General features: G+C 42.2%; 10 protein-coding genes. 5 read left to right on the top strand and 5 right to left on the bottom strand.

Translation table 11 applies throughout. From position 1 onward, the window contains the following. Positions 1-100 precede the first annotated feature (100 nt). Positions 101-1,312 carry an MFS transporter gene (locus tag L1N97_RS11530; RefSeq protein WP_236129884.1) on the bottom strand — a complete coding sequence of 404 codons (1,212 nt, stop codon included), beginning with the start codon at positions 1,310-1,312 and terminating at the stop codon, positions 101-103. A 464-nt stretch (positions 1,313-1,776) separates the two neighbouring features. On the opposite strand from L1N97_RS11530, the gene L1N97_RS11525 reads away from it, so the two are divergent. Both L1N97_RS11525 and L1N97_RS11520 read left to right on the top strand, forming a co-directional pair. Beyond that, positions 1,777-4,323, top strand: coding sequence for a TonB-dependent receptor (locus tag L1N97_RS11525; protein WP_236129883.1), 2,547 nt, complete (start codon positions 1,777-1,779; stop codon positions 4,321-4,323). 180 nt (positions 4,324-4,503) lie between these two features. Next, a complete protein-coding gene (locus L1N97_RS11520) occupies positions 4,504-5,490 on the top strand; it encodes an MBL fold metallo-hydrolase (protein WP_236129882.1) in 987 nt (328 codons plus the stop codon). A gap of 502 nt (positions 5,491-5,992) precedes the next feature. Here the strand turns inward: L1N97_RS11520 and pobA are convergent. Then, positions 5,993-7,204, bottom strand: coding sequence for a 4-hydroxybenzoate 3-monooxygenase (pobA, locus tag L1N97_RS11515; protein ID WP_236129881.1), 1,212 nt, complete (start codon positions 7,202-7,204; stop codon positions 5,993-5,995). Between the two features lie 121 nt (positions 7,205-7,325). On the opposite strand from pobA, the gene L1N97_RS11510 reads away from it, so the two are divergent. Beyond that, positions 7,326-8,219 (top strand): helix-turn-helix domain-containing protein, encoded by an 894-nt coding sequence (locus L1N97_RS11510; RefSeq protein WP_236129880.1) that lies wholly within the window; start codon positions 7,326-7,328, stop codon positions 8,217-8,219. Between the two features lie 100 nt (positions 8,220-8,319). Here the strand turns inward: L1N97_RS11510 and L1N97_RS11505 are convergent, their stop codons facing one another. Further along, positions 8,320-9,402, bottom strand: a complete 1,083-nt coding sequence (locus L1N97_RS11505; RefSeq protein WP_236129879.1) for an aromatic ring-hydroxylating dioxygenase subunit alpha — start codon at positions 9,400-9,402, stop codon at positions 8,320-8,322. 25 nt (positions 9,403-9,427) lie between these two features. After that, positions 9,428-10,393, bottom strand: a complete 966-nt coding sequence (locus L1N97_RS11500; protein WP_236129878.1) for a PDR/VanB family oxidoreductase — start codon at positions 10,391-10,393, stop codon at positions 9,428-9,430. Positions 10,394-10,568: 175 nt separating this feature from the next. Between L1N97_RS11500 and L1N97_RS11495 the strand changes: the two genes are divergently transcribed. Next, positions 10,569-11,084: a MarR family winged helix-turn-helix transcriptional regulator gene (locus L1N97_RS11495; protein WP_236129877.1), complete on the top strand. Its 516-nt coding sequence runs from the start codon at positions 10,569-10,571 to the stop codon at positions 11,082-11,084. A 486-nt stretch (positions 11,085-11,570) separates the two neighbouring features. Continuing rightward, positions 11,571-12,842 (top strand): tyrosine-type recombinase/integrase, encoded by a 1,272-nt coding sequence (locus L1N97_RS11490; protein WP_236129876.1) that lies wholly within the window; start codon positions 11,571-11,573, stop codon positions 12,840-12,842. A 125-nt stretch (positions 12,843-12,967) separates the two neighbouring features. Here the strand turns inward: L1N97_RS11490 and L1N97_RS11485 are convergent, their stop codons facing one another. Next, positions 12,968-13,603 carry a hypothetical protein gene (locus L1N97_RS11485; RefSeq protein WP_236129875.1) on the bottom strand — a complete coding sequence of 212 codons (636 nt, stop codon included), beginning with the start codon at positions 13,601-13,603 and terminating at the stop codon, positions 12,968-12,970. Positions 13,604-13,668 lie beyond the last annotated feature (65 nt).

The following is a 13,668-nucleotide window of genomic DNA, read 5'->3' as shown; positions in this document are numbered from 1 at the left end:
AACCTGACTGTGAATAAAACAGTCAGGTTTTGCTTAAGTATTTGTAAGGTTTAAACCCCTAGCATCTATGTGTATGCCAGTTGAGGGGCCTGTAAAACACTTAGTGAGTGACTAATCCCTGAGCATTTTTCATTTTAGTGGCTGCGATAATCGAGCCGATTAAAGACAACCCGGCTATCAATAATAGCACGGTATCTAAACCACCTAATTGAGTTTGCAATGCGGTAACAACAATAGGAGCGGCAAACTGACCTAAGAAGAATGCGCCAGTCCACAACCCTGTACCGCGGCCACGCACCTGTTCGGGTAATTCTTTTAAGATCCAAGTTAACATCGTAGGCAAGAGGATCCCAAATCCTAAGCAAGCGACAATGACAGCTGCGCTGGTTAATACTAAGTTTTCTGAAAGCGCTGCACCGCAATAACCCATTGTCGCCAAGAGTAAACCAATAGCAACTAAAGCTGGACCTGACGCGCCTTTAAAACGTCTAAAAGCAATCGAGCCAAGTGCAACACCAATATTTGCAGCCGCCCCGATACCTCCGATGATGGCAGGTGAAACCTCTGTTGCGATAGCCAGTATTTGGCCGAGTTTTACGATAACGGTGTAAAAAATAATACCGATAAATAACGTGGTGAGGATTAAAGGGATGATACGCCGCCAAGGAAGGGAAACGATTTTTGTTGTCGTCTCAGTAGCAACTTTAGTGGGTTCAAATAGCACTATTGCAACAAAGAGTGCTATTGGTAAAGCAAGAAGATAAAGTAAGAAGGGGCCTCTAGACCCTAATATTTCACCAAGAATACCGCCAATAGCAATTAATACGATTGCACTTAAACTGACTGAAGCAATTTGTAATGTGACCCAACGCTCGCGTGCTTTACCTTTAAAGTAATCGCCAATTAGCGCAGTAGCAACGGTCATGATTGCTGCTTCCGCTACGCCTAGTAACACGCGTGTCGCGATAATGTGGAATAAGTCTGTCAGGAAAAAAGGTAATAAACCTATTAATGCGTAAACCACAAGTGCACTAAGCAGAATCGACTTCCTGCCCACTTTGTCAGAAATCCAGCCTGCCAGCGGTGAAAATAAAGCGACACACAATGCGGGAATTGTCATGGCAATAGGGACTAAAAATACCGAGCCTGACACATGGGAAAACTCCATTAAAAGCAAAGGTAGTACCGGCACTAAAGAAATGATTGCCATCGCAGGCATTACCGATGCCAGCAACAGGATAATGCCATGTTTGGTTGATGCATGATGCGTGGGGTGGTTTGTAATTCCTATATCAGCGGTTTTTTCTGTCATTTGATTTTATCCATTTGCTAATTGTTATAAGTATAGAAGCTGTCTAAACGATACGATCTTGGCCGTACAAATCGTCTGAACGAAAATATGAAAACATAGAACTGAAAAAATAATGTAATAGATTTGTGTGTAATGACAGTGGATAAAACTGATTTGTACTATCTGTTAATCTGATACTAAAGCTGTGCCTCTCGTTATTTTAGGATAGTTCTTGTCTAAAAATGTCGTGAGAAAGGGAAGAACAATTCTTACTCATCTGGAAAACTGATAAATCCCATCGTTAAATTCAATTACCCCGATACAAGGTTGTTAAGTATATTAAATGTGTTGTGTAAATTTTGTGCTGTGTGATTTTAAGACGAAAAGCTTTGTGTTTAAGTTGCTCGAGACACTACTGACACTTCAACACTAATGCTAAAACAATAATTACTTATAAATATAAATGAAAGGCAAGGGAGTAGAAGATGAAAAAATTGTCGTTAATTATTCCGGTATTAAGTGCTTCTGCATTTCCGATGGCGAGTTGGGCACAAGCTGATGAGCCAACAGAAGAAGAAATTGGTATAGAGGTCATTCAAATAACCGCTCAGCGAAAATCTGAATCATTGCAAGATGCAGCAATACCTATTAATGCAGCTTCTGGTGCGCGATTGGAAAAGTTGGGCATAACTGATGCAATAGGTTTAAACAAAATAGCCCCTGCATTATCGGTTTCAACGGGTGGTGGCGCCAATACAGCCTACTTTATTCGCGGAGTGGGAAACTTCACAAATAATGGTTATACCAACCCTGCCGTATCTTTCAATATTGATGGTGTTTATATTGGTCGGCCATCTTCAACGATTTCATCTTTTCTCGATTTAGATCGGGTAGAGGTTCTAAAAGGCCCACAAGGCACGCTTTATGGTCGTAACTCAACTGGTGGTGCAATTAACGTTATATCAAAAGCGCCAGTGCTTAATGAAAATAGCGGTCGTATTAAATTAGGGTTTGGTAACTTCTCTGAGCGTAATTTAACGGCTATCGGTAATTTTGAAGTTTCAGATGATTCAGCCATTCGGCTTGCGGCCACGATATCAAAACGAGATGGCTATTTTTCTGATGGTTCTTCTGATGCAGATGATGTCGCCTTGCGTGCTTCCTACTTCCTGCAAGCAACAGATGATTTAGACATTCGTGTATCGACCGACTATTCGACTCAAAAAGGAGTGGGGGCCGGGGTTCAGTTTATGGGACATTACTCATTTGCTGCATTTCAATCTAGCTTACCGGTGCCCAGTTGGAATTTTAACCCTGCGCCTGCGGCAATATCTGCTGACTTTACAGGTTTACACAACCCAGATGTGCTTGCGTATATTAGCAATAATGTCGCTAGTGCCCCAGGCTTTATGCCTTATTCAGGATTTGTTTATCCTAATAGAGATGACTCCTACTGGGGTCTGAATGCAGAAATTAATTATGATTTGGGCTGGTCAAAATTGACCGTTATTCCCGCCCACAGAGTGTCAACGCTGGATAACCAGTTTAATGGCCCGCCATTTAAAGCGGCAATTAACCAAGATGAAGCAAAACAAACCAGTATTGAAGCAAGATTAGCAGGTGGAGAAGATAGCATTGAATGGATCTTAGGTGCCCTGTATTTTGATGAAAGCGTGTCAGGAGTAAACGCTTTTAACCAGTTTTCAACTGTGACGCATAATGATTGGCAAAGTGATGTTCGTTCGAACTCGTTATTTGCACGTTTAACCTACCATGTTACCGATGCACTAAGATTAGTCGGTGGTGTTCGGTTTACGGATGACACCTACAAAATTAACGCTGTTCAAACCGCATCAGCCATAGTGTGTTTAGAACACCCAGAGGGCCGCGCACCGTTTTGCCCGCAAATACCCAGTATGCCGGTTGGTTTAACGCTTGCTGATACTCTAGCAGCGCTAAATCCTGCATTATTTCCAACGGGGTCACCACTTAGAGCAGATGGTTCTATTACACCTGGTGCTCGTCCATTTGGTCCTATCAATGCGTTTGCTCCAGCTCAGTTTGGTCCGGGTGCACTGTTTGTTATCACCCCAGGCGCGACTAATGAGAAAGATAATGACAGCCAAATGACTTACCGCGCTGCTGTTGAATATGATGTGACCGACAAAAACTTGGTTTATACCAGTTTTGAATCAGGTTTTAGAGCGGGCGGGTTTAACTTAGCAGAAGGGCGTGAGTTTTATGCGCCTGAGTTTATTGATGCTTATACCCTAGGTTCTAAAAATCGCTTCTTCGGCAGACGGTTAGAACTAAACTTTGAAGCGTTCTTTTGGAAATACGAAGATCAACAGCTTGCCGCTTTAGGGCTAGATGTTAATGGTAATAACGCATTTTATACTCGTAACGTTGGTGCGTCTTCTATTAAAGGGTTGGAAGTCGATTTTCAATACGCGGTTAAGTCGAACTTCTTAGTTCGTGGTGCGGCGCAATTTCTCGACGCTGTGTATGATAGTTACGAATTTACACAAGTTGACCTGTCTGACGCAGGCATTGATCCACCAAACTTCTTAACACCAGTAAACGCGTGTCAAAATACGCAGGGTATTTTTGTCGGTGATAACTTAGTAGCTTATGATCCTGCATTGGATGTTGAGGGGGCTAAACGTGGGTTTACAGTTGATTGCTCTGGTAAAAACGCGCTAAATGCACCAGATTTAACGCTGTCATTAGGTTTACAACATACTATTGAATTCGAAAACTTCGCCTTAATCAGTAATCTTGATGGTCGTTACCGTGCTGAGCGTGAACTCGGCTTCAACTATTTGCCAGGTGGTCGAGTAGACAGTGATGTTACCTTGGATGCTGCGTTAACCTTAATTTCCAATAAAGGCGATTGGACTTTAAATGCCTTTATTCGCAATATGACCAATAAATCTATCCCAGCGACCTATCAGTTGGGCTCTGGTAATACGGTTGGATCTGCTTATGAACCACCGCGTACTTATGGTTTAAGTGTTAGCTACGAATTTTAAGTTCAAGTATCAACAGTAAAAGTCTAGGTTAAGTATCTAGACTTTTTAAATTTACTATTTTGGTAATGAATAACATTAACCTTACTCTAGCGAAAGATAGTGGCAATCTTCAGCCGCTTTTATGATGAGTGAACGCTAGTTTTGGGTAAGGTTTGCATACACGTTATAAAGGAAAATCAAATGAAATTACTTAAAACGCTTACAAGCTTGCTAATGGCTTCAACAATCGCGAGCTGTGCAATCGCCGATAGTGTTACCCCAATGCCAAATGAATGGATAACCTTAGGAACAATGGCAGGGCCCATTCCAAACGCGACCCACTCTCAACCAGCTAATGCCATGGTTGTTAATGGGAAAACATATCTGATTGATGTGGGTGATGGTACCGCGGGCCAATTGGCTAAGGCGGGCTTAAACATCAAAAACGTCGATGCGGTTTTTATTAGTCATTTGCATTTTGATCACACTGGCGGTTTACCCGCTGTGTTAAGTTTGCGCTGGCAAACCAGTACAAAAAACATGCTGACTGTGTATGGGCCTCCTGGCACCAAACAAACGGTAGAAGGGATTTTTGCTTACATGACTTATGGTGCGTTGGGCAACTATGGTGTGCCGGGTCAAAAAACGGAACTTGCAAGTAACAATGTTCAAGTTGTAGAAATCAGTGATGGTGACGTGGTCAATTTAGATGGCTTCAAGTTAAGCGCCATTCGCAATTCGCATTACAGTTGGCCTAAAGACAGTGAAGAGTGGCATAAATTTCAATCACTTTCATTTAAGTTTGAATTAGCTGATTACACTGTCGTCTTTACTGGTGACACCGGGCCAAGCGAGGCCGTTGCTCAATTGTCTGAGAACGTCGATTTACTGATCAGTGAGATGATGGATGTTGATTACACCGTAAATTTGGTTAAACGGATGAACCCTAATATGCCAACACCTGCTTTTGAACACATGCGGCAACACTTATCTAAACACCATTTAGTGCCAGCAGATGTTGGCCAGTTAGCCGCCAAAGCCAAAGTGAAAAAACTGGTGGTCACTCATATGTCACCAGGATTAGATTTACCGGCAGATTTTCAAAAATACACCAGTGAAGTGGCTAAGTACTACCAAGGTGATATAACAATCGCTAATGACTTAGATCGGTTTATTTTGAAACGCTAAAATGTAAACGGTTTAAATGGGGTTGTTCATAAAGCCACTTTCAATTGAAGTGGCTTTATTTTTTGTCTTTACGCCATAGCAACAGTTCTAGGCATGTTCTCAGTAAGGGCACCAGAAGGCGTTGGTAAGGAGCTCCTTTAAAATGAGGGCGCTCCGTAACGTTTAATTGATACAAGGGGCTGTCGATCCGCAAGTCTCGAATTTAGGCAAAGAAAAATAATGCAGATAAACGGCTTCTGATACCTTGGTAAATCTAACCATGTCATGCGCTGGTTGCAAAAGCGTGCACTTAACACTGCGGCTTTGTCGCTGGTGATGGTAGCGTTCTGCTTGCACCCAAAAGCGGACTTTAATACATACACATTGGAATGTCTGCAATTGGCACTTAGCAACGATTCGAAAATCTGATTATTCCAAAATCGTTGCTGTACCGTTGTTTTAACTATCTACTTATAAAAGGCCATTTTCAGCAAACAGGCCCATAAAATGCCATTTGCCGGATTTAATCTATCTGCTCATAAGGCATGCCAACATATTGGCGGGCAATGACTTTTTGCCCCTCTTCATGGTTCAAGAAAAAGTCTAGTTCTGAACGCATAAATCGCTCGAACGTTGCTTTATCCATACCGCCAACTTGCTGCTCGTCGAAATCATGTAGCATATTACTCATCCACCAGGAAAACCGTTCGCCATGCCACACCCTGCGCAATGCGATTTCAGAATATCTCTGTAATGCGTCGAGATCTTGTTGCTGGTATGTTTTGACCAGTAATTTATATAAAGTAGATACGTCAGAGGCGGCTAAGTTTAAACCTTTCGCACCGGTAGGCGGCACGATGTGCGCAGCATCTCCGACTAAAAATAGCTTGCCCCATTGCATCGGTTCACACACAAAACTACGAAGGGGCGCGATGCTCTTTTCAATACTGGGGCCCGTGACTAAGCGAGCGGCCGCATCAGGTGGCAGACGGAGTTTCAGCTCTTCCCAAAAGATGTCATCTGGCCAGTTTTCTACCTTATCGCTCAGCGGCACCTGGAGATAGTAACGAGAGCGAGAAGATGAACGCATGCTCGCCAGGGCGAAACCTCTTTCCGTTTTACAGTAGATCAGTTCGTTACTCACGGGCGGAGTATCACTTAATACGCCAAGCCAGCCGAAGGGATAAGCACGCTCATGCTCGGTTCGCTTATCTGCAGGAATAGTTTTGCGTGATACGCCGTGAAAACCATCACAACCAGCGATATAGTTACAATCTAAACGACAATCTTCGCCATTGTGTTTAAACGTTACATACGGAGAGTCGCCGGTTACGTCATTCAGAACGACGTCGCTTGCCTCATAATAGGTCGTCAAACCGCTATCGCGCCGAGCGTCCATTAAATCGCTGGTGATTTCTGTTTGCCCATAACACATTACCGTTTTACCAGCGGTTAATGCCTTAAGATCGATTCGAAAACGTTTACCATAGTACGCAATGTCAAATCCGTCATGTACATGCCCTTCTTTATCCATGCGTTCATTCACACCAGCTTCCCGTACCAGATCGACAAAACCTTGCTCTAAAATTCCAGCTCTAATACGACCCAGAACATAATCTGCAGAAACACGCTCAATAATAATATTTTCAATCCCCTGCTTAGCAAGTAATTGACCAAGCAACAATCCAGATGGGCCAGCACCAATAATGGCGACTTGAGTTTTAATCGTTCGCATAATCTAAACCTGATTCTTACCAAGGAAGAATTAATAGTGCCGTTTACGAACGAAGTTTTTAATTCACTTATCTGGCAATCTATTGTACTTTTGAAGCAACGTATGTGTCTTAGGTAAGACGATGCAACTGCACAAGATGAGTGATCCCGTACCGTTCTATCACCTGTATGGTGAACATCAGGCTCTTGCTGAGCCGGGTTTTGTTCATCTGGAAGACATCGCGAGCAGAAGTAGTGGCTTACATTGGGAAATTGCTCCACACCGGCATCAGCAGTTAACTCAGTTCTTATTAATTTTAGATAATCGCTGTCAGCTGACGTTGGACGGACAAACATTTACGGCTTCTGGCAATTCTTTGATTGTTATTCCGCCGGGCGTGGTTCATGGATTTGTGTTTGCACCAGATACTAAAGGCTTTGTGATGTCCGTGCATAACCAGTTGATGACCAACTTAATCTCAGCATCCGAGTTAACCCAACTTAAGGCAACCGGTAGCCTTTGGCGTTATCATTTGATCGATCTGGACGACACCTCTGCAATACTAACTATTTTGAAGCTAATTGGCTCAGAAATTAACGGAGCTAACATCGACAGTGCCCCGGCACTTACGCATTTACTCAGTTTGTTTCTAATTACTATTAAACGCGAACTCAGTTTGCAGCATTTGCAGACACATCCGCTAAGCCGTGAGACAACGTTGCTTCTGAAGTTTCGAAGTTTATTGGATGCACATTTTCAACAGCATTTAACAGTGAATGACTATGCCAAAAGGCTGTTCGTGTCGGTATCGACACTAAACCGGGCATGTCAGCACATACTCAAAGTGTCGCCCAAGTATTTAATTCAACAACGTGTTTTAACAGAAGCTAAACGGCGATTGATTTATACCCGTCAAAATCTGGAGCAAGTGGCGGCGACACTTGGCTTTAAAGATCAGGCTTATTTTTGTCGTTTTTTCAAACAACACACTGAGCTTACTGCACTTCAATTCCGTGAACACTACGAGTTAGGCTGAACCACGGTCTGTTGCTTGTAGTGGTCAGTTAATTTCTCAGTAAGGGCACCAGAAGGCGTTGGTAAGGAGCTCCTTTAAAATGAAGGGCGCTCCGTAACGTTTAGTTTTGCTGATCTATTTTCAGTTTTTCAATGATTCTTCGTGCTCGATTCGCTCCAACATCTACGTGAATATCGACTAGTTTTTTGCCTTTAAAACGCTTCAGGTTTTGGTACTGGGCTTCGATAACAACTTTGTCTTCGTCAAAAGTAAGCGCAGTTTGTTCGATCACCAGTTTCATATTTTCTTCTGGGGAGCTGCTGGGGTTGCTCGCCTGTGTCCAAATATAAAAACTAGTTTCATCTGTTTCTGGCGTGACTCCGTGGAAGCCTTTTAAATGAAATCCCCCCCTATCTGGACTATCAAAAGGCTCACTATTAACATCAACAGCACCGGTCCAGATTTCAAGATGAGAGGGGAAAAATGTGATTTCTTGCCATCTATCTACATTTCCTTTAAACGGATAAGCAGCGGTATAAGTTGGCGGGGGCGTTGAATTCGGCATATATCTTGTGACTTTTACAGAGTTACCCATTTGCTCTACGTTCATTTCTGCGTTCATATGGATTTTGGCATTGCCGCCGATGGTATGCAGGTGAACGTAGCCTAAATGACTCAAATCAAGTAGATTGTCGTGAATAAGTTGATATGGAGCCTGATAATGGTAGACGTCACCATCATATAGGTATTTTTCATCGTTATGTACAGAATAGACAGGTGGCAGACAGGTCGGTTCGGGGTGCTCTTTCGAACCAAACCAAATCCAGATAATAGCGTTCTGCTCCTTCACTATGTAGGAATTGACTTTAGCTTTTGAGGGGATTTTTTGTTGGCCTGGGATTTCAATACATGTCCCAGTTTTATCAAATAGTAGCCCATGGTAGCCACATCTAATTCCGTTATCTTCAAGCGTACCTAATGACAAGGGGAGTGCACGGTGGCAGCATCGATCTTCCAGCGCGCCCACCTGACCATCTGCTGTGCGATATAGCACTATTGCTTCATTTAGAAGTGTGCGTGCTAGCGGTTTATTTTGTACTTCTTTACTTAAGGCGGCTACATACCACATGTTGAGAGGAAATGATGAACGATCTGGCGTAACCACATCATGTTCACCCGTTTGGTTATAATGTTGCACTGTCATTTTTATCTCCTGCTAGCGTTAAATTTTACAAATCAAGACTAAGTGATTCACTTAATGCACGTGAGCAACAAGGCGTGAACTGGTCATTTGCTGACCTTTCACTGTCAGAGAGAAAGTGATCTCTGTGATCAGGTACGCCATTGAGAACCTTCGTAAGGCATGACCCACATACACCTTGTTCGCAGGATGAATCAATTTCTACGCCTGCTTCTTCTAAAGCCTCCAATGCGGTTTGATCCGCTGAAACGTCAATAGTGATACCGGATTTAATTAAGTTCAGTGTAAAGCACTTGTCCTTGGTGCTTGGCTCGACAATGTCGGCCTTAAAAACCTCTTTATGTAAAGCGCTAATAGGCCAGCCTAGTTCTTTGGCAGTACTAAATATGAAATCCATAAAACCATTTGGACCACAGGTGTATATTTGGGTGGGTGTAATATCAGTTTGCCTTCCAGTTAAAATGTCTCTGACGCCATTCCCTTGGCTAGCGCGCAGGTCTTCGAAATGGAAAAAGACATTTTTGGAAAATGGGCCATTTGCTAATTGTGAAAAGAATGCAGCATGCTCTTTCGAGCGAGCAAAATAATGCAGCTCAAACGCTTGGTTCAAACTGTGAAGAGTCTCAGCCATTGAGATAAGGGGGGTTATACCAATCCCACCGGCAAATAATAGTACGGGATGACGGCCCGTGTTTAACGAAAATAGATTTCTAGGATGAGAGATTTTAATAATATCTCCCTGTTTTAAGGTGTCATGTATCCATTGCGATCCACCACGAGAATTTGCATCTCTTAAAACTGCAATTTTGTAGGTACGATGCTCATTTGATGAATTGTACAAGGAGTATTGGCGGAGGGTATTTTCGTTAATTTGCACATCAATGTGCGCGCCAGCGTCAAAGTGAGGCAGCGCTGAGCCGTCTATATTTCCAAGCTCGAAACTAACGATATCTAAAGCTTCTTGAGTCCTCTTAAGAATTTTAACGTTCAGCATAATATTTCCTGACTTTATATTTTTAGTTGACGCATCAACTATATTTCAAATTTGGTTGACGTGTCAACTATGTTTATCCTTAATGCTTTTTATCGAATCCTTCTTTATAGAACATGCTGTTCAAGAGTCGTCATAATCAGTAGGATTAGCTGGAATATTTTGGGGAAGTAAAAAGATGCCTAGGCTAGATGCAAAAACAGGAAAAAGTCAGTTAGATTTAGAGCGCTACCTGCCCGCAATTGTGACTTACCTAGCTAATAAGCTATCAAGTGGTGCATCGGTTTGTTACAGAAAACATTTTGGGGTTGGTGTTGCAGAGTGGCGTTTACTGGCCTTGCTAAAAGTCGAACAGAACATTACTGCGAACAGAATGAGTCAGGTAATTGGCTTAGACAAGGCTGCTGTTAGCAGAGCGCTGCAGTCGTTGCTTGAGCGAAAGGCGGTAACGTATCAGAAAGATTCTAATGATGGACGATCCGTACTTGTTACCCTGACGCCAGAAGGCGTCTTGTTACATGACCAAATTCTCGATGTTGCTCTGCAAAGAGAGGCATTATTACTTGAAGATCTCGAACCTGAAGAAATCAACCAATTGATTACTTTGCTTCAAAAAATCAAAAAACGGATCACGGCAGTAAACGCTTATGAACCTAGCGACAATGTACATGGCAGCGAAGACAACAGTGATTAGCACTCTATAGTCTAAATTGATAAAGCTATTAAAATGGCTATGCAGTACGTTTTTTTAGGTTAGGGGTCAAAAAAGGTAAACGGCATCCAAATTTTAGGATGTACGTGGTTACCATTGGTTCAACGATACTATTTTTTGAACTTAAATGGGGTCAAGTGGTAAGGATGTGTAAAATTGGGTTTGTTTGAAACGTTTTATGGTCAGTTAAAAAAGCTATAATTTTTAATTCTTTAAAAGCAAAAAAGCCACTCAATGAGCGGCTTTTTTTGTTTGAATTTTTTGGTGCGTCCTAGTGGACTAGAACCAACGACCCCTACCATGTCAAGGTGTTCTTGACAAATCTCCACAAACAGCTATACATATATAAGTTCAATTAAAACATAATCTTGATTAATTATTTTGTTGCTCTATGGGGCTGTATATTGCTAGTTATTTCGCTAATCTGCTACCTTATTGTTACCTAGAAACTGCCGGGAAGGTAGTGGTTTGAAAAAGATCCATCTTAACGCTACTAAAATAAAAGCTGAATTAGAGCTCTCAGAACTAGGTGATGTGTATGACACTAAGCTAGCTGGTTTTCATATGCGCATTGGTAAGAGGCGAGTATCGTTTCGGCTATCGTACCGTAATACAGCAGGTAAACAACAAGTCATAACGATTGGTCATTTAGGTGCTCTGACACCTGAGCAAGCACGGGATCAGGCAACTGCGATGCTGGGTGCTGTCGCGTTAGGGCAGTATCCGCAGCAAGAGAAGAAGGCTAACAAAGAACAAGCGGTTCTGCTGCAGCAACAAACTCTGGATTATTTTCTTGAACACCATTACCGCGCTTATCAAGCCCGAAAGAAGTCGGGCAGTCAAACTGTGCAAATGATAGAAAGGCATTTTGAACGCTGGTCTAACGTACCTATGCAGTCGTTAAATCGTAACCAGGTTGAGAGCTGGCAGCTGAGTAAAGAGGCAGAAGGTTTAGCGCACGATACTATACAGCGCGTTTATGGCGCACTTAAAACCATGCTCAACTATGCCGTTAAAAAAGGCGTGCTAACTGACAACCCGTTAAAGCATGTCAGTTTAGAAAAACCACCTGTCAGCTTTGATACGGATGAAAACGACACAGATTCAAGACGGTATTTATCCGATGCTGAAACTATGGCCTTTTTTAGCGCACTGGATCTTTATCAGGAGCAGAGGCGTAAAGCCCGGGTAAATAGCCGCGCACACGGTAAAGCGCATTTGGCTGATCTGAGCAATTTGGTATATGTCGACCATGTAAAACCATGGCTTTTGCTAATGTATTACACCGGTTTTCGCCCTGGTGATCTTTTTGGTTTGCGTTGGGAGCATATTGATTTGCAGTCTGGCAGCATTAGCAAAGTTATAGAAAAAACTGCACATCACCAGAGTGACACAAGAAACTTTCCGCTAAGTGCTAAAGCAACAGATGTGTTGGTAGCGTGGCATAAACAACACAAACAACCTGCAAGAGGCCTAGTGTTTCCATCAGCGGTTACCGGTAAACGTATGGATAAAAAGGCAATGCAAAAGCCATGGGGAAAAATACGTACTTTAGCTGGCTTACCAGATAGCCTTAACTTGTATACCCTGCGGCATAACTTCGCTAGCCAACTGATATCAAAAGGGGCTGACTTACTTACCGTGTCTAAACTGATGGCGCATACCAATATCCAAACCACAATCCGTCATTATGGCCATTTGGTGCAGAACAAAGCCAAAGAGTATTTGGATTGCTTGTAATAAGACATAAGCTTAGCTCAGAATGAAAGCGGTTAGAGAATGAACAATTTGCAAGAGTTTTGTTATTAATATTGAGTATTTTACTTGTGGTCCTATCCGCATTTCTGCAGATAGGACCTATCAATTTATTTTTTAAGTGCCTCTTTTACTACTTCGATATATTTATCAACATCAGTTTCGTTCGGAACTTTGACCAAGGTTATATCTAGTTTGACCCATATCTGTCCTCGTTTTTGATCGAACCTATTTCTAGATCCTTCAGCTTTCCAATGTATTTCAACTTTGGAATGACTGGAAGCTGCTATATCGCTCGTTTTCCTGAAATTATCAGCTGCATCATTAATTGCTGCACTGATTTTCTTTTTTTCAACTTCATTTTTCCAAAGTTCGGCAACAGCTGATTGTGCGGAGGAAAATTTATCCTCGATAACCGATTTAGATACGGAGGCTGAATCAGCAGCAATCTTTTTAAGGCTGTAACCTGAACGTTGCCATGATCTCAACTCATTGACTTTAACATCGGTAATTACCCAACCTGATTCAGCTGTATAAACCGCAACACCTGAATTTCTTTCGTCCCACCCGGAGTATTGATGTACACCATCAAAGTAAACAATTTTAGTTTCAATCTTCGGAGTTTCCGCAGAAATTTTCTGGATTATTACAGTAGTTTGGGGTGACGAATCAAACCAAGATTTTATTGTTGAACAGCCAGACATTGATAACAGAACACATAAACTAAGTAGTATATTTTTATTCATTATATCTTTCCTTGGTTAAGTTAATTTTCTACTACAGTGAATATGACCTCTTTACATTTCTATAG

The sequence above is a fragment of the Rheinheimera sp. UJ63 genome (genome assembly GCF_021568285.1).
In the GTDB taxonomy this organism is placed as follows: domain Bacteria; phylum Pseudomonadota; class Gammaproteobacteria; order Enterobacterales; family Alteromonadaceae; genus Alishewanella; species Alishewanella maricola.
Note: the sequence above shows the minus strand (reverse complement) of the source record. Positions and strands in the feature narration are given on the sequence as shown.